Consider the following 17246-nt stretch of genomic DNA (forward strand, 5'->3'; position numbering starts at 1 on the left):
TCCTGCGGGTTGTTGCGCGTCATATATAGGCGCAGTCCCGGGCCGCAGCAAACAACCGAAAGGCTGAACTTAAAAGTCCAGATCGGCATAATGGGAGGAGGGGGCGAGGCGTGGAATACGCTCGCTCAGGAACGGCCGGAAGGACGGACGGGATTTCACCCGCTGGTACCATTCCTTGGCGATGGGCGCCTCGAGCCAGTTGATCTCGCCGAGATAATCCAGAACCGAAACCGCGGCAGCAGCAGCAAGATCGGCATAGCTCAGCCGATCACCCGCCAGCCATGTGCGCGAACCGGCCAGCCATTCCAGATACTTTATGTGCTGGCGGATATTGTTGCGGGCTGTGCGCAGCAATTTGGAATCCGGCGGGCCGCCGCCTTGCGCGGTCGTCATCTGCAATTTGTAAACACGCTCCCGCACCAGCGGCCGGGTCACGTCATTTTCCATCTTCTGCAGAAACCATTCCGTCAGGCGGCGAATTTCCGCCCGCTGAAACGGGTCTTCCGCCAGAAGACGCCTGTCACGCTTCAAAACCCCATGGGTTTCATCGAGAAATTCCGCAAGAACGTAAGGCCCGCTGAGGGAGCGCATATTGTCGTCGAGATAGACCGGCAGGGTGCCGGCCGGATTGAGCGCCAGAAACTCCCGCCGTCTTTCCCACGGTTGCTCCTCCACGAGATCGGTCTGGAACCCGTATTCCGCAAGGATCAGACGAACGAACCGGGATGCGGTCGACATCGGAGAGTGATAGAGAGTTGGCATCGGTACTCAATTTTTACGATTGGTTGTCATGATCGGCATCTGCCGGAAAACTTTTTCAGTTTCGCTTCATCAAGACGCTATAAGAGCTTGGCTACTTTAAAACAAGTTTAACGCAATTGCCTTCCATTGCCACTTCCCCCTGAAAAGAAGGATTCCCCATGGGTGACCAATCGATCATCAGCGCGCTTCTGCTGGGTATCATCGAGGGTCTTACGGAGTTCATTCCCGTTTCCTCAACGGCGCATGTGCTACTGGCCGGGCACTTCCTCGGCTTCAAATCACCCGGCAACACCTTTGCGGTTCTCATCCAGCTCGGTGCGATCCTTGCGATACTTCTTGTTTATTCCCAAAAGCTTGTATCGATAGCGCTCGCTCTGCCGACAAGCGCGAAAGCGCGCCGCTTCGTGCTGGCCGTCGCTCTCGCCTTCCTGCCGGCGGCCATCATCGGCGCCTTGGCGCATGACTTCATCAAGACCGTGCTGTTTGAAACGCCCATGCTCATCTGCGTGGTGCTGATCATCGGCGGGGTCATTTTGCTTGCCGTCGACCGCATGCCGCTGAATCCGAAATATACCGACATCATGGATTACCCGCCATCGCTTGCATTCAAGATCGGCCTCTTCCAGTGCCTCGCGATGATTCCCGGCACATCGCGTTCCGGTGCCACGATCGTCGGCTCGTTGCTGATGGGCACGGATAAGCGCTCCGCCGCCGAATTTTCGTTCTTCCTGGCGATGCCGACCATGCTCGGCGCGTTTACGCTCGATCTTTACAAGAACCGCGATGCCCTGAGTTTCGATGACGGCGCTCTGATCGCCGTCGGCTTCATCGCCGCTTTCGTCTCGGGTCTATTTGTCGTTCGCTCGCTCCTGGATTTCGTCTCGCGACGGGGCTTCGCGCCCTTCGCCTGGTGGCGCATCGCCATCGGGTCTCTGGGACTTATCGCGCTTCTGGTCCTAGGCTGAGGCTTTAATTTATATGGACTGAAAAAGAAAAAGCGCCCCGGAAAACCGGCGGCGCTTTTTTTCAAAACTTCTAAAGGCTGGTCAGTTGGTGCTGATCGAAGCCGTCGCGCAGGGGTCCACGCCATAAGCCGGAGCACAACCGCTCTTGCCCGCTGCAACCGTGCCCGGTGCCATGAATGAACCCGCCAGAACCACCAAAGCCGCACACGCAAAAAAGAGTGCGATAGATCTGCCCATTTTATGATTGCCTTTCAGACGTTCGTTCGCGCGGATCGTGCCGCCGTGTGTGAATTGAGGGTTCGGGATATGTTTGGAATGTGGCGAATATCAATAAAGCAGCTTGTTGAATACCGGGTTAATGCGAAGTCTTTTCCACAGTTGCGCTTGTGCCACGCTTGCCTGCGGAGACCTTTCCGCCGTTAACCTTTTCCAGCGGCTCGCCCGCTCCGATATTGATGTCGTCTCCTTCCCGTTATCGAAGGAGAAATGCACCGAAAGCGGTTTGGTTGCGATGAAGAATGCACAAAAAAAGCGGGAACAAGTCCCGCCTTTCAAGTAGGTGCCGCATGGCGGCAGATCTCAGGCCGCCTTGCCCGCGTTCGAGAACTGGCCGTGCGGGCGATATTGCACCATGTAGGACGGCAGAACAGACGCAACACGAACGGGCGTAATGCCGATGCCTTCCAGCGTCAGGCCGTTCTTTTCCGCCTCGGCGGAAACGACGTTGTCCTTTTTCAGCATGGTCACCTGATCGGATGTCAGCGGTGGCGTGATCAGCGGCACCATCGAAGCAACCTTGCCGATCATCGAGGCAACGCCGAAAGGCAGATTGACGAACGGACGTTCGCGATAGGTGGCGGCAAGAACGGCCTCAAGACAGTCGCGGAACGTCATCACATCCTGGCCGCCGAGCTCATAGATGGCGCCGGGTTTCAGCTTGCCGTCAACGCTACGGGCGACGGCCTCCGCGACATCCTCGACATAAACCGGCTGGAACCTGGTTTTTCCGCCACCGATCAACGGCAGGAAGGGCATGCCGCGGGCCATCTTCGCGAACTTGTTGAAGAAATCATCTTCCGGTCCGAAGATGATCGAAGGACGCAGGATAACGGCGGCGGGCAGAACGGAATGGATAGCAGCTTCGGCGCGGCCCTTGGTGCGGCCGTAACCCGTGGATGAACCGGCTTCCGCGCCGATGGCGGAAATATGCGTCAGCGTGGCGCCGGCATCGCGGGCGGCCTCGGCGATGGCTTTCGCGCCGAATTCCTGCACGGCGTCAAAGGTGTTGCGGCCACTTTCGGTCAGGATGCCGACGCAATTGACCACATGATCCGCATCTTCCACGGCTTTGATGATGGAATCGCGGTAACGCAGGTTGGCCTGCGCAAAGGAAATCTGGCCGACATTGCCAAGCGGCTGCAAAAAGCCGGCGAGATCGGGTCGGCGCACGGCGACACGAATGCGATAACCGCGCTTGGCGAGCAGTCTCACCACATGCCGCCCGACGAAACCCGAACCGCCAAATACGGTGACGAGGGGTGGAAGGTTGGCCAAGGTCATGGGAGGCTCCTCAGAAGCTGTCGATAAAGCGTTTTTCAGTCTCTTAGCCCAAAGCCGCGCGCACGGGAAGAGATGTTCTCGCCGGGAAGAGGCGGGTTTGGGACATAGGGTTGACGACGGTCAAATTCCCTCGACGATCACCATTTCCGCATCTGCGACTTCCTGGCGGATTTTGGCGGCTGCCTGGTATTCGGGGGAATTATAGCAATCGATGGCGTGTTGCACCGAAGGAAACTCGATGACGACGTTGCGCGCCCGTGCCTTGCCCTCAAGCTCGGTCAAAGCACCGCCACGAGCGAGGAAATTCGCACCGAACCGCTCGAAGGCGGGTTTTGCCGTTGAGACGTAGTCCTTGTAACGCTCGCTGTCGCGAACATCGACGCGGGCGATCCAATATCCCTTTGCCATTTCATCTCCTCCTGTCGTCATTATTGATTGGCTGGAAAGCTGGCGCGCAGCATGTCATCGAGAATGGCGCGGGCCGCCGCTTTGGGATCTTCCGCCCTGACGATCGGTCGGGCGACGACCAGGTGGCTCGAACCAGCCTTGATGGCGTCGTAAGGCGTCATCACCCGTTTCTGATCGCCGAGATCGGCGCCCGCGGGGCGAATGCCGGGGGTCACGACGGCAAGATCGGGGCCGAGGATTTCGCGGACGGCGGTCGATTCCTCCGCCGAGCAGACGATGCCGCCCATGCCCGCCTCGCGCGCCTGTTCCGCGCGGCGCAGCACCAGCGAACGGGCATCCGCGGCGTAACCGGCTTCGGCCAGATCGCTGTCATCCATCGACGTCAGCACCGTGACACCGAGCAGGCAGAGGCCGGAACCTTCCGCTGCCTTGACGGCAGCACGCATGGCTTTGGGATAGGCATGCAGCGTCAGCATCGACATGCCCATCCGGGCGATGTTTTCGACACCGGAGGCGACGGTGTTGTCGATATCGAGCAGCTTCATGTCGAGGAAGACCTTCTTGCCGCTTTGGACAAGGTCGCGCGCGAATTCCAGACCGCCGGCGAAGACGAGCTGATAACCGATCTTGTAGAAAAGAACCTCGTCGCCGATTTTTGAAACGATGTCTTCGGCCTGTTGCACAGTCGGAACATCGAGCCCGACGATGAGTTTTTCGCGCGCGGTCATTGTCTTATCCCTGCCATGTTTCCATTGCCGTCCAGTCGCATGCGGGGGAGGCGGCTGCAAGTGAAAAGTCGGCGATGGAGAAGCGAAAGAGATTGCCGCCGCCGGGTGGTTGGTCCTCGCTGCGGCTGATGCGGCGGCCTTCTATATGGCATTTCAGAAGTGTGCCCACACCGCCATGGCCGACAAAGGCGATAGGCCGCTGTGTATCGTGCCGGTCAAGAATAGCTCTGACGGCATTGACAATCCGCGCCTGCGCATCAATTGCCCGCTCCCAGCCGCGAAAACTTTCCTGCGGGTGAGCGAAGAACCAGTCCGCCGCCTTCTCAAATTCCGGTGGCGTCAGGAAACCGGTGGAGGACCGGTCGTTTTCATGCATCTCCTCGACGATTTCTATCTCCGCTCCGGATGTCTCGGCAAGGATACGGGCGGTTTCAATCGCCTTCGTCTCGGCGCTGCAAACGATATGGCGCAATGCCAGCGCCCAAGGCAGGCGGCCTGCCTCTCGCGCCCGCTCGGCACCTCTTTCCGAAAGCCCCCATTGAGGAACGGGAACAGCCAGATCTATTCTGACCTGGGGGTGGGTAATGTAGAGAGCATGCACGGCAATCGGTCCCCAAAAGGCCATGGAAAGGGCATCGACACCCTGACCATGCGCTACGACCGGCAAATGACGGATTTTCTCGATCTGCCGGACGTCAGGCCCGAGTATAGGTCCACAGTTGCGCCGGCGGAATATTGCGCACGATGAAATCGAAATGACGAATGTGGTAAAGATGCGGCTGTGCGACGATCGGCGAGATCGGGCCATAGGATATCTGCACCACGGGGCGGCCATGCGGCACGCGCTTCAGCAATTCGTCGAGAAGCTTGATGCGGGCGGCCATCGGAAAATTCAGCATGGGCACGGCTGAAATGACACTGTCGAACATCTGATGCCCGTGTTCGCCGAGCGTCGCATCGAGATCGAAGGCATCCCCATTGACGAAGTTGACGCCGGGGTAGCTTTTGAGCAGCTGATTATAGAAATCGGTCGAATATTCGATGGCGGTCAAATTCTCCGGCTTGATGCCGCGCGCCAGGATGGCCTTGGTGATGACACCCGTGCCTGGGCCGAGTTCAAGAACCGGCAGGCCGGAATGGGGATTGATGACACTCGCCATCTTCTTCGCTGTGATAGCTGATGTCGGTACGATGGCGCCGACTTTTTTCGGCTGGCTGACCATGCCTTTGAAAAAGCGGATTTCTTCCTCGAATTTCTGTTCAAGGCGTTGCTTCAGGTTAAGTGCCATAATTCCCCTCAGATACATTTGGTCATTGTCAAAAAACTGTTACGCAATGTTGATCCCATTTGGCGCAAAAACAAGGCAAAATGTCGTAACTGGGAAAATTCGCCTCCGGCTCCAAGGTGGCGATAATCGAATCAAAAAACGCCGGCGGAGCGATCCACCGGCGTTTTGGCTAAAATGGAAAGAAATCAGCGTACTCACACGCGCATCGGCATCAAAACATACAGGGCGTCGTCGCCGGCGGTGTCACGAACCAGCGTCGGCGACCCTGCATCTGCCAGAAGGAAAATCGCGTCGTCACCGGAAAGCTGTGAGGTGATGTCGAGCAGATATTTCGCGTTGAAGCCGATTTCCATCGAATCATTGTCATAGCCGACGGCAACTTCTTCCGTCGCGCTGCCCGAATCGGGATTGTTGACGGTAAGAGTGAGCTGTCCATTGGTGAGGGCAAGTTTCACGGCGCGGCCACGTTCGGACGAAATGGTCGAAACGCGATCGACAGCCTGGGCGAAAGACTGGCAGTCGACCCGCATTTCCTTGTCGTTGCCGGTGGGGATCACGCGCTGGTAATCCGGGAAAGTCCCATCGATCAGCTTCGAGGTCAGAACGACCGAGCCGATGGTCAGGCGGATTTTCGCATCCGAGACTTCGACGGTGACTTCAAGCTCGGGGTTGTCCATCAGCTTCTGCAATTCACCGACAGTCTTGCGCGGAATGATGATGCCAGGCATGCCTTCGGAACCGGACGGCGCATCCACATCGGCGCGTGCCAGACGGTGACCATCGGTTGCGACAGCGCGCAGCTTCAGCTCGCCATTGCTTTCGATGGTGTGGAAGAAAATGCCGTTCAGGTAATAACGTGTCTCTTCCGTCGAAATCGCGAATTGCGTGCGGTCGATCAACATCTTCAGATCGGTCGCCTTCAGCTTGAAGGTGTGGCTGAAGGTGCCGGCGGTCAGGTCAGGGAAATCCGCCTCGGGCAGGCATTGCAGCGAGAACTTCGAGCGGCCAGAGGCGACGGTCATGGAGGAACCGTCCGGATTGGTCGCCAAAAGCACCTCGGAACCATCCGGCAGCTTGCGCACGATTTCATAAAGCAGGTGTGCCGGCACGGTGGTGGCGCCCGCCTGCTCCACCATGGCCGGGGTCGCTTCGGTTATTTCGAGATCGAGGTCGGTCGCCTTCATGTCAAGATTGGCGCCGGAAGCGCGCAGCAGAACGTTCGACAGGATCGGGATCGTGTTGCGACGCTCGACGACCCGGTGGACGTGGTTCAGCGATTTCAGAAGGTTCGACCGCTCAAGAGTAATACGCATGGACACTACCGCTTTCAACCGTTGCGAACCGGCCACCGCCGGATCGGCAAGAAGAGTCTTCACCGGCAAATGCCGGATAATGTGGACGGGCAAAATGGCAGAGTTATTGCGGAGAATGCAAGAGCCGAGTTCGTCTGCCGCGGGTCATTTTGCTGCTATACAGCATGATCCACAGGCTGGCGCCGTCCGTTGCCCTTGTTCGCCGGTTTTCAATTGCCCATAAAGAGGAATAACTGGAGCGACCGGCCGGAAATGATCGGCAAGAATGATTGGAAGCCGTGTGACGGAAGAAACATCGAAGATTGACGCCAGGCAGGCGGTGAAGGAATTCAGGATCGGGGCGGCCACAATTCCCGCGCGTCCGCTGGAGTGCGCGCTTTATCTCGTCGCTACCCCCATCGGCAATCTGGGCGACATCACCATTCGCGCGCTGGAGACGCTGGCTTCTGCTGATGTTCTCGCCTGCGAGGATACCCGCGTCACGCGCATCCTGCTCGAGCGTTACGGTATCCGTACCCGTCCGTTTGCGTATCACGAGCACAATTCGAACGAAGTGGGGCCAAAGCTCATCGCGGCGCTGGAAGCAGGAAAATCCGTGGCGCTGGTGTCGGATGCGGGAACGCCGCTTGTTTCCGATCCCGGTTACCGGCTTGGCCAGCTTGCACTCGAGGCCGGGCATCGCGTCGTGCCGGTGCCGGGCGCCTCGGCGCCGTTAGCCGCGCTGGTCGGTTCGGGCATGCCAAGTGACGCCTTCCTATTTGCGGGTTTCCTGCCGGTAAAGGACCGCGGCAAGCGCGACCGTTTTGCCGAACTGGCGAAAATCCCCGCGACCCTCATTTTTTTGAATCACCGCACCGCATCAGCGCTTCCATCAAGGTCGCATCGGAAGTGCTTGGCCGTGAGCGCCGTGCCGTGGTCTGCCGCGAGCTGACCAAGACGTTCGAGGAATTCCGCCGCGGCACGCTCGGTGAGCTTGCGGATTACTATGACGGTGACCGTGTAGTGAAGGGCGAGATCGTGCTTCTGGTGGAGCCGCCTTCCTATGACGAGATTCCCGATATCGAGGATGTCGAGAAGCTGCTGAAGGATCTGGTCGCCACCATGCCCGCCGCAAGGGCTGCAGGCGAAGCCGCGAAGCTGACGGGCCTGCCGCGCAAGGAGCTTTATCAAAGGCTGCTGGACATGAAGGAAGCGGATGGCCGCTAACTGGCGAAACGATAAAAGGCGAAAAGCCGAGCGGCGTGGTCATGCTGCGGAATATTGGGCGGCACTTTTTCTGCTGCTGAAGGGATATCGCATTCTCGCCATTCGTTATCGCACCCGGCTGGGGGAGATTGACCTTGTCGCCCGCAAGGCGGACGTCGTCGCGTTTGTGGAGGTCAAGGCCCGGCCGTCCGGCATCAGCGCGATCGATGCCGTCGGCTTTCATTCGCAGCAACGCATCCGGGCGGCTGCGGACCTGTGGCTGGCCCGCCACGGCGATGCCGGGCGGCTTTCACTGCGCTTCGATATCGTCGCCATTCTGCCGCGAGGTCTGCCGCAGCATTTTATCGATGCCTTTTGAAGGGGAGACGATGTCCACCGAGCGTGAAAAAATGGCCGCGGGCGAATGGTACAGCTGCATGGATGGCGAGCTGGATATATTGCGCCGGCGCGCACGAGGGGCCGTCCACCAGCACAATACGATGCCGCCGGATGAGCGCGGGGCAATTGCACCGCTGCTGCGCGCGCTGTTTAATTCTGTCGGGGAAGGCGCGTTTCTCGAAGCGCCGTTTCATTGCGCTTACGGCTTTAATATCGCGCTGGGAAAGAATGTATATCTCAACGCGGGCTGCACCATTCTCGATTCCGCTAAGGTAACGATAGGCGACGGCGCGATGCTGGGGCCTGCGGTGCAGATTTACTGTGCGGAACACCATCTCGACCCGGTGCCGCGTGCCCAAGGCATTGAAATCGCAAAACCCGTGGCAATCGGTCGCGACGTTTGGATCGGCGGCGGAGCGATTCTGCTTGCGGGCGTGACAGTGGGTGACGGTGCGATTGTCGGTGCCGGTTCGGTCGTCACACGCGACGTCGCTGCTGGCGTGACGGTGGTCGGGAACCCGGCGCGGCCCCTGAAACGCATATCCGACTGAGATTTTCATCCGCCGCTGTAATAAATCTGACATGGAACTGTCAAAGAGGCGTCATTGAACCTCTCTATTCGCATCCTCACCCCAATAAATGGTGGAGAGGATTTGATATGTTCAAGAAGATTTCCATGGCCGCTGTGGCTGTCAGCATCTCCGCGACCTCTTCCATGGCTGCGACCAACATCACCTGGTGGCATGGCATGGGCGGCCGTAACGGCGAAGTCATCAACGAAGTCGCCCAGAAATTCAACGAAGCCCAGAAAGAATGCGCGCTGACGCCGGTTTCCAAGGGCTCCTATGAAGAAGCTCTCGCCAGCGGCATCGCAGCTTTCCGTTCGGGCGAACAGCCGAACATTCTTCAGGTTTTCGATGCAGGTGCTGCCACCATCATCAACGCCAAGGGCGCGGTCATTCCTGCCGAAGACCTGATCACCAAGGCCGGTTACAAGTTCGATCGCGACGCCTTTATCAACGGCGTGCGCTACTTCTACGCTGCCGCTGACGGCAAGTTCGTCGGCATGCCGTTCAATTCCTCCGCTCCCATCATGTACATCAACGACGAGGCCCTGAAGAAGGCCGGCGTCGAAGCTCCCAAGACCTGGGAAGACTTTGAAAAGGTCGCCCCGAAGCTGAAGGAAGCCGGCTATATTCCGCTCGTCCAGTCGCAGCTGACCTGGCAGTTCACGGAGAACTTCTTCTCGCGTAACAACATCCAGTTCGCCACGAACAACAATGGTTACGACAGCGTCACCGACACCAAGCTCAAGGTCACCGACCCGAACCTCGTCATGATGTTCGAGAAGCTGAAGGACTGGAAGGACAAGGGCCTGTTTGCCTATTATGGCGCCGGCTGGAACGACAACCAGAAGCCCTTCGAAGAAGGTAAGGTAGCACTCTGGATCGGTTCGTCGGGTTCCTTCGGCGGCCTTCAGAAGACGGCCACAATGCCATTCTCGGCAACTTTCCTCCCTTACTGGGGCTCCATCAAGGGCGCGGGTACCAACTCCTTCATCGGCGGCGCTGCCCTCTTTGCAATGTCGGGCAAGTCCGAAGCCGAAAACAAATGTGTGGCCGACTTTTTCCAGTTCCTGACCTCGCCGGAAATCCAGGTCTTCTATCACAAGGCAACCGGTTACGTCGCCATCACCAAGGCCGCTTATGAAAAGGCCAAGGCTGAAGGCTACTACAAGGAAAAGCCGGTCGCCGAAGTCGGCATCCAGCAGCTATCACTGCAGGGTGGCGACTGGTCCAAGGGTTATCGCCTCGGCTTCTACCCGCAGATCCGCGCCGTGATGGAACGCGAATATAACCGCATCTTCTCCGGCGAAGTCACGCCGAAGGCTGCTTTCGAAATCATCGAGAAGGAAGGCAACGACCTTCTGGCCCGCTTCGCCAAGACGGCCGGCTGATCGATCTCTTCGAAACCGTTGATCTTGTCGAGCCTCCTTTCTGACGGAAGGGAGGCTCACTTCTGGATAAGGAGGCGCAAGCGTGGCCTATACATCGTCTCAACCGCGCCGGTTTTTGTCCGGTCGGTCCGCAAAGGCTGGAAAACCCGCCAAGCCCGCAGAAGCCGGCATGAAGCGCGTGCAGTTCTCTTCGTCCTTTGTGCCCTATCTGTTTCTGGCACCGCAGCTTGCGGTGATTTTCATTTTCTTCTATTGGCCATCCGTTCAGGCCATCCATTCTTCTTTCTATATCGAAGACCCGTTCGGGTTCGGCGCTTCCTTCGTTGGACTCGCCAATTATTCGGATGCGATCTTCAGCCCCGAATATCTCAGCATCGCGAAATTCACGGTAGTCTTCACCGTGCTCGTCACCTTCTTTTCGCTGGCGCTCGGCCTGCTGCTCGCCGTCAAGGCGGATGCGGTCATTCGCGGCAGTTCGACATACAAGACGCTGCTGATTTCCGTTTACGCCATTGCGCCGCCGGTCGCCGGCCTTATCGGCATGATGTTTTTCGACCAGCATATCGGCCCCTTCGTGAAGATGGCCGCGTTTCTCGGTTGGGACATGAAGGTCGGCCTCAATTATTTCGATACGGCCTTTGCCATGATCGTTGTCGCGGTCTGGAAGCAGATTCCTTACAACTTCATCTTCTTCCTCTCCGGTCTCCAGGGCGTTCCGGTCTCCGTGCGGGAAGCCGCCTCCATCGATTGCCGTTCGGGCTTCCGCCGGTTCTGGACCGTCATCATGCCGCTCCTGGCGCCCACGGCCTTCTTCCTGCTCATCATCAACATCACCTATTCGTTGTTCGATACGTTCGGTGTCATCGACGTGATGGTGAAGGATAAGGCCGCGAACAACCCGATCACGCTGGTCTACAAGGTGTTCCTCGACGGTTTCCGCGGCAATGACATCGGCGGTTCCTCGGCCCAGTCCGTCATCCTCATGCTGGTCGTTTTCGTCCTCACCATCATCCAGTTCCGCTTCATCGAGAAGCGCATCCATTACAATTGAGGGAAAAGACGATGTACAAGACCAAACCCCTCGATCATCTGGTGCTGATCATTGGCGCATTGTTTCTAATCCTGCCTGTTGTCGTGGCCTTCATGACGTCCACCCACACGGCGGCTGAAATTCACCGCAGCGGCCTTGCGATCATTCCCGGCGACAATTTCATCGAAACCTATGAGAAGGTCCTTACCCAGAAGGGTGGTTTCACCGGACAGGTTACAGGCCTGAACATGGTGTTGAATTCGCTGATCCTCGGCATCGGCTTTGCCGTCGGCAAAATTGTCCTGTCGATGACGGCGGCCTATGCGATCGTCTATTTCCGCTTCCGTTTTGCGACGCTCGCCTTCTGGATCATTTTCACCACGCTGCTTCTGCCGCTCGAAGTGCGCATCATGCCGTCCTACGAGGTAATGAGCAAACTCGGACTGTTGAACTCCTATACCGGTCTGATCGTGCCGCTTCTCGCTTCGGCGACGGGCACCTTCTATTTCCGGCAGTTCTTCAAATCCGTGCCTGAAGAGCTGCTGGAGGCTGCCCGTATCGATGGTGCGGGGCCAGTGAAATTTTTCGTCGACGTTCTCATTCCGCTGTCGCGCACCATGATGGCGGCGATCTTCATCATCATGTTCGTCTATGGCTGGAATCAGTATCTCTGGCCCATGCTGATGACGACGGATGAGGGTTTCTTCACCCTGATGCGTGGCATCAAGTCGATCCTGCAGGTCTGGGTCGGTTCGCAAATCCCCGATTACAACGAAGCTTTCGCGCTCGCCGTGCTGGCCATGCTGCCACCCGTACTGATCGTCGTGATTTTCCAGCGCTGGTTCATCAAGGGCCTGACCGAAAGCGATAAATAAGGAGACCGAAATGGCCGCGATAGAAATCAGTCAGGTCTGCAAGGATTATCATGGCGGCGTGCGCGCCGTGCATCACGTCGATATCGACATCAAGGACGGCGAGTTCATCGTTCTCGTCGGTCCCTCCGGCTGCGGCAAGTCCACGCTTTTGCGTATGGTCGCCGGGCTTGAGGATATTTCAGAAGGCACGGTGAAGATCGGCGACCGGGTGGTCAACCAGACCGATCCGGCCGACCGCGATATCGCCATGGTCTTCCAGAACTACGCGCTTTACCCGCATATGTCGGTACGCGAGAACCTGGAGTACGGGCTGAAGAACCGCAGGACACCCAAGGCGGAAATTGACGCCCGTGTGGCTGAAGCGGCGCGTATGCTGCAACTCGAACCCTATCTGGACCGCAAGCCACGCGCCCTTTCCGGTGGTCAGCGGCAGCGCGTCGCCATGGGGCGCGCGATCGTTCGCAAGCCTGCTGCCTTTCTGTTCGACGAACCCCTGTCCAATCTCGATGCCAAGCTGCGTGTTTCCATGCGCGGCGAAATCAAGCGGCTGCAAAAACGTCTAGGCACGACATCGATCTACGTTACCCATGACCAGTTGGAAGCCATGACGCTGGCCGACCGTCTCGTCGTGCTGAATGGCGGCCGTATCGAGCAGATCGGTGCGCCGCTGGATGTCTATCACACGCCTGCCTCAACCTTCGTCGCAAGTTTCATCGGCTCTCCGGCCATGAATCTTCTCAGCGCCGAATTGCACGGCGATAGCCTTGCCATCGGGCCGTCGCTGTTTGCGCTCAATGGCTTTGCCCCCACGTCCGGCCCGGTGACTGTTGGAATGCGGGCGGAAGATTTTCGTCTCGCTGCTGCTGACGCCCAGGGTTTCGCACTTCGCGTGGATTATATTGAGGAGCTGGGTTCGCAACGCCTTATACACGGCATGATCGGCGATCAGAGCCTGACCGTGGCCTTTCCGCCTGACGTCGAGGTTCCGTCCGCGCTTTCGGTGACGATTGCTCCGGAAAAACTGCACTTCTTCGCCAGCGAAACTGGCAAGCGTATCGCCAGCGGAGCGGAACAGACGGTGGCGCAGGATGCTCAACTGGCGACGGCCTGATTGCGTCACCTGAAATCGGCGCGATGGCTAAAATTGCGCCGATTGTCAAAACTGGTTTGTTACGATCCCGATGATAGAAGGCCTCCAATATTTCACGGGGGTTTTCTCATATGTCGTTCAAAATGATGTTCGCGGCGGCCGCAACCATGGCTATCCGTACGGTGCCGATATTGCCGGCCTATCTGCGTCGGAAAAAAGACGATGCCGTGGTCAGCGCATCCTGCACCGATCTGCGGCTTCAGCCGGCGCCCATCAATCCTGAATGGATCATTGCCGGCAACCCGCAGGCACGTGCTGCGGATCATTCCCGAAGCGGCGACCGTGCCTCAAGCACCGCCATGTGGGATTGCACTGCAGGCGAATTCCGCTGGTTCTTCGGTTGGGATGAGACCGTCTATATTCTGGAAGGCGAGGTGCATGTGACGGCCGAGGACGGCTCGGTCAGCATCCTGCGGGTCGGTGACGTCGCTTATTTCAGGGCCGGAACATGGGCCACCTGGCGTGTTGATCATTATGTGCGCAAGGTTGCCTTCATGCGTCGTCCGTTCCCCACGGCGCTGGCATTTGCCTATCGCGTCAAGAACAAGCTGTTCGCCGGTCGCTCCTACAAGCTGGCAGCCTGAGCCGTCGCCCATGCCGTTGGCGGGCGCGGGTGTGCCTTCGCCGTGGGAATTATGAAGGTTCAATAAAACTCACAGAAACCACGGCTCGCAGCAGTTGCGTTTGAATGGTCGCTGCCCTACATCTTTCAAGTTTTCTGAAGCATTTCCGGGTCTCTTCCGGTCCTGCCGGAACGCTTGAAAGATGAGACACGGCATGGCGGATCGCAGGCGTCCGTATGCTGCGAGAGGAACATGCGCATGGCGAAGATCAAGAACGTCGCGATCCAGATGGATCATGTCTCCGGCATCAACATCGGCGGTGATTCCACCTTCGCCATGAGCCTTGAAGCGCAGGCGCGTGGATATCGGCTGTTCCATTACACGCCCGACCGCCTTTCCATGCGCGATGGCAAGATTTACGCGACCGTCGAGCAGATGGAGCTGCGCGACATCAAGGGTGACCATTTCTCGCTTTCCGAACCGGAGCGCGTTGATCTTTCCACGATGGATGTCATCCATCTGCGTCAGGATCCACCGTTCGACATGGCCTATATCACCTCCACCCATCTGCTGGAGCGCATTCATCCGAGGACCCTGGTGGTCAATGATCCCGCCTGGGTGCGCAATTCGCCGGAGAAGATCTTCGTCACCGAATTCGCGGATCTCATGCCGAAGACGCTGATCACGAAGGATGTCGCGGAAATCGCGCGCTTCCGCAACGAAATGGGCGATATCATTCTCAAGCCGCTTTATGGCAATGGCGGTGCGGGCGTCTTTCATTCAGCGCGGGACGACCGCAATTTCTCCTCGCTGCTGGAAATGTTCGGTCAGATGTTCCGCGAACCTTACATTGCTCAGGAATATCTGCCCGATGTCCGCAAGGGCGATAAACGCATCCTGCTGGTGGATGGAGAGCCGGTGGGTGCGATCAACCGCGTTCCAGCGGAAAACGACGCCCGTTCCAACATGCACGCTGGCGGCCGGCCTGAGCCTACGGAACTGACCGCGCGCGAAAAGGAAATCTGCCGCCGTATCGGCCCCGCCCTGCGCGAGCGTGGTTTCCTGTTCGTTGGAATTGATGTCATTGGCGATTACCTCACCGAAATCAACGTCACCTCGCCGACCGGCATTCGAGAGGTGCGGAAATTCGGCGGCGCCGATGTGGCGAGCCTGCTGTGGGACGCCATCGAGAAAAAGCGCGAAGCTCAGGATTTTTGACGAGACATAAATCGCTCTCGGTTTGTTCCGGCTATACAACTCGATACAACTAAAATACAGCGGATGCGATAAATTGTTCGCTGGATGTTCTTGTTTTATTCTTTGAGCTGTGGCACGTTGCTTGGCAATGGTCGTGGATGGGGCATAAGGCTCTGAAAGCGCGGCGGTTTGCGGGGGCAGGCCATGGTGGCACGGGTCAATACGGTGGCATTTCAGGGCATAGAGGGTGTGCCTGTTGAGGTGCAGGTCATGGTGGCACCGGGAAGGGTCGGCATCCAGATTGTCGGTCTGCCGGATAAAGCCGTCGCCGAAAGCCGGGAGCGCGTGCAGGCGGCATTACATGCCTCAGGCTTGGCGCTGCCGGCAAAGAAGGTCACGGTCAATCTTGCCCCTGCCGATCTGCCAAAGGAAGGATCGCATTTCGATCTTCCCATTGCCCTTGGCCTCATGGCCGCCCTGGGAGCCATACCGGCCGACGCGCTGGGGCGTTACGTGGTCCTTGGCGAACTCAATCTCGATGGTACTATCGGCTTGGTTGCGGGCGCGCTTCCGGCAGCGATCGGGGCCAATGCGCTTGGAAAGGGACTGATTTGCCCGGCTGACAGCGGCCCGGAGGCGGCATGGGCCGGAGCCGGGATCGATATTCTCGCCCCGCGCAGCCTGATTGCGCTCGCTAATCACTTTCGTGGCACACAGATTCTCTCGCGCCCGACGCCCGCCATTCGCGCCAATCCGGTCAATCTGCCTGATTTAGCTGACATAAAGGGGCAGGAGAGCGCCCGGCGGGCGCTGGAGGTGGCAGCCGCCGGCGGCCATAATCTGCTGATGGTCGGCCCGCCCGGCTCGGGAAAATCCATGCTCGCCGCCCGCTTGCCTTCGATCCTGCCGCCGCTGGAGGCGGCAGAACTGCTGGAAGTGTCCATGGTCCATTCCATTGCCGGCCAATTGTCGGGTGGCAAGCTTTCGGATCGCAGGCCCTTCCGCACGCCGCATCATTCCGCCACCATGGCGGCCCTGATCGGCGGCGGGCTGCGGGCCAAACCGGGCGAGGCTTCGCTTGCTCACCATGGCGTTCTTTTTCTGGATGAGTTCCCGGAATTTTCGCCGCAGGTGCTGGATGCCCTGCGTCAGCCGCTCGAAACCGGCGAATGCATTATTGCGCGTGCCAATCACCGTGTCAGCTATCCCGCGCAAATCCAGCTTGTCGCGGCAATGAATCCCTGCCGTTGCGGTATGGCGGGAGAGCCGGGTTTTACCTGTGCCAGAGGCCCACGTTGTGTGGCAGACTATCAGGCTCGCATTTCCGGCCCGCTGCTCGATCGCATCGACATTCGTATCGACGTTCCCGCCGTTTCCGCCGCCGATCTCATTCGGCCCGTGACGGCCGAACCGAGCGCCGTGGTTGGGGCGCGCGTCGCCGAAGCGCGCCTTGCCCAGCAGGAACGTTATGCGGCAGCGGGCTTCCCTGCCATCCGCACCAACGCCCGCTGCACGACAGCAATGATCGAAAAATACGCCGAACCGGACCAGTCCGGCCTGCAATTGCTGCGTGATGCGGCGGAGCGCATGAAGTTTTCCGCGCGCGGTTACCATCGCATTCTCAAGGTGGCCCGCACCCTGGCGGATCTGGATGGCAGGCAAACGGTTGGGCGTATCCATATTGCCGAAGCAGTGTCCTATCGTATCGCCGGCGAAAGGCTAACCGCCGCGGCGTAAAACCAGCTACGGGCACTTTGTCTGGGAAGGACGCTTATGCCTGCCGGTCAATCAGGTGGTTCCGGGAATGACGGGTAAAAATGCTGTTTGGACAGCTCGGTAGGTGATGGGCCGAATGAGGGGGCCTT

General features: G+C 58.5%; 17 protein-coding genes and 1 pseudogene. 11 read left to right on the forward strand and 7 right to left on the reverse strand.

Translation table 11 applies throughout. The annotated features are described in order from the left end of the window. Positions 1 to 69 precede the first annotated feature (69 nt). A complete protein-coding gene (locus tag AGR2A_RS02830) occupies positions 70 to 762 on the reverse strand; it encodes a glutathione S-transferase family protein (RefSeq protein WP_006699702.1) in 693 nt (230 codons plus the stop codon). 158 nt (positions 763 to 920) lie between these two features. Here AGR2A_RS02830 and AGR2A_RS02835 point away from each other — a divergent pair, with 158 nt between their 5' ends. Beyond that, a complete protein-coding gene (locus AGR2A_RS02835) occupies positions 921 to 1727 on the forward strand; it encodes an undecaprenyl-diphosphate phosphatase (RefSeq protein WP_072493857.1) in 807 nt (268 codons plus the stop codon). Between the two features lie 579 nt (positions 1728 to 2306). Here AGR2A_RS02835 and AGR2A_RS02845 read toward each other — a convergent pair. The 6 genes from AGR2A_RS02845 to dnaN form a co-directional block, all read right to left on the reverse strand. Beyond that, positions 2307 to 3287 carry a complex I NDUFA9 subunit family protein gene (locus AGR2A_RS02845; RefSeq protein WP_045532999.1) on the reverse strand — a complete coding sequence of 327 codons (981 nt, stop codon included), beginning with the start codon at positions 3285 to 3287 and terminating at the stop codon, positions 2307 to 2309. Between the two features lie 120 nt (positions 3288 to 3407). Further along, positions 3408 to 3695, reverse strand: coding sequence for a DUF1330 domain-containing protein (locus AGR2A_RS02850; RefSeq protein ID WP_004439466.1), 288 nt, complete (start codon positions 3693 to 3695; stop codon positions 3408 to 3410). Positions 3696 to 3715: 20 nt separating this feature from the next. Beyond that, the gene (gene pyrF / locus AGR2A_RS02855; RefSeq protein ID WP_004439469.1) at positions 3716 to 4423 is read right to left on the reverse strand and encodes an orotidine-5'-phosphate decarboxylase; all 708 of its coding nucleotides are present in this window, start codon (positions 4421 to 4423) and stop codon (positions 3716 to 3718) included. 4 nt (positions 4424 to 4427) lie between these two features. Continuing rightward, positions 4428 to 5024, reverse strand: a complete 597-nt coding sequence (locus tag AGR2A_RS02860) for a histidine phosphatase family protein (protein ID WP_072494848.1) — start codon at positions 5022 to 5024, stop codon at positions 4428 to 4430. A 94-nt stretch (positions 5025 to 5118) separates the two neighbouring features. Continuing rightward, positions 5119 to 5712 carry a phospholipid N-methyltransferase PmtA gene (gene pmtA, locus AGR2A_RS02865; RefSeq protein ID WP_006699699.1) on the reverse strand — a complete coding sequence of 198 codons (594 nt, stop codon included), beginning with the start codon at positions 5710 to 5712 and terminating at the stop codon, positions 5119 to 5121. A 194-nt stretch (positions 5713 to 5906) separates the two neighbouring features. Further along, complete coding sequence (dnaN, locus tag AGR2A_RS02870; RefSeq protein WP_006699698.1) at positions 5907 to 7025, reverse strand: DNA polymerase III subunit beta; 1119 nt, start codon at positions 7023 to 7025, stop codon at positions 5907 to 5909. Between the two features lie 265 nt (positions 7026 to 7290). Between dnaN and rsmI the strand changes: the two are divergent. From rsmI to AGR2A_RS02920, 10 genes and pseudogenes are all read left to right on the forward strand, one after another. Next, positions 7291 to 8231, forward strand: a pseudogene (rsmI, locus tag AGR2A_RS02875) (16S rRNA (cytidine(1402)-2'-O)-methyltransferase). Next, on the forward strand, positions 8221 to 8589 hold the full coding sequence (locus AGR2A_RS02880) for a YraN family protein (RefSeq protein ID WP_004439484.1): 369 nt from the start codon (positions 8221 to 8223) through the stop codon (positions 8587 to 8589). Before rsmI ends, AGR2A_RS02880 begins: the two are co-directional and overlap by 11 nt. A 10-nt stretch (positions 8590 to 8599) precedes the next feature. Beyond that, a complete protein-coding gene (locus tag AGR2A_RS02885; RefSeq protein WP_072493861.1) occupies positions 8600 to 9160 on the forward strand; it encodes a sugar O-acetyltransferase in 561 nt (186 codons plus the stop codon). A gap of 107 nt (positions 9161 to 9267) precedes the next feature. Beyond that, positions 9268 to 10566, forward strand: a complete 1299-nt coding sequence (locus AGR2A_RS02890) for an extracellular solute-binding protein (protein ID WP_022555483.1) — start codon at positions 9268 to 9270, stop codon at positions 10564 to 10566. Positions 10567 to 10648: 82 nt separating this feature from the next. Next, complete coding sequence (locus tag AGR2A_RS02895) at positions 10649 to 11617, forward strand: ABC transporter permease subunit (protein WP_185933339.1); 969 nt, start codon at positions 10649 to 10651, stop codon at positions 11615 to 11617. An 11-nt stretch (positions 11618 to 11628) separates the two neighbouring features. Next, the gene (gene ugpE, locus AGR2A_RS02900) at positions 11629 to 12471 is read left to right on the forward strand and encodes a sn-glycerol-3-phosphate ABC transporter permease UgpE (RefSeq protein WP_072493863.1); all 843 of its coding nucleotides are present in this window, start codon (positions 11629 to 11631) and stop codon (positions 12469 to 12471) included. A 10-nt stretch (positions 12472 to 12481) separates the two neighbouring features. After that, on the forward strand, positions 12482 to 13582 hold the full coding sequence (locus tag AGR2A_RS02905; RefSeq protein WP_045532985.1) for a sn-glycerol-3-phosphate import ATP-binding protein UgpC: 1101 nt from the start codon (positions 12482 to 12484) through the stop codon (positions 13580 to 13582). A gap of 110 nt (positions 13583 to 13692) precedes the next feature. Then, the gene (locus AGR2A_RS02910; RefSeq protein ID WP_004439501.1) at positions 13693 to 14205 is read left to right on the forward strand and encodes a cupin domain-containing protein; all 513 of its coding nucleotides are present in this window, start codon (positions 13693 to 13695) and stop codon (positions 14203 to 14205) included. A gap of 237 nt (positions 14206 to 14442) precedes the next feature. Further along, positions 14443 to 15402 (forward strand): glutathione synthase, encoded by a 960-nt coding sequence (gene gshB / locus AGR2A_RS02915; RefSeq protein ID WP_022555488.1) that lies wholly within the window; start codon positions 14443 to 14445, stop codon positions 15400 to 15402. 183 nt (positions 15403 to 15585) lie between these two features. Continuing rightward, positions 15586 to 17118: a YifB family Mg chelatase-like AAA ATPase gene (locus tag AGR2A_RS02920; RefSeq protein WP_072493864.1), complete on the forward strand. Its 1533-nt coding sequence runs from the start codon at positions 15586 to 15588 to the stop codon at positions 17116 to 17118. The last annotated feature ends 128 nt before the right edge of the window (positions 17119 to 17246 follow it).

Origin of the sequence: Agrobacterium genomosp. 2 str. CFBP 5494 (assembly GCF_900013495.1) — a bacterium.
GTDB lineage: Bacteria > Pseudomonadota > Alphaproteobacteria > Rhizobiales > Rhizobiaceae > Agrobacterium > Agrobacterium pusense.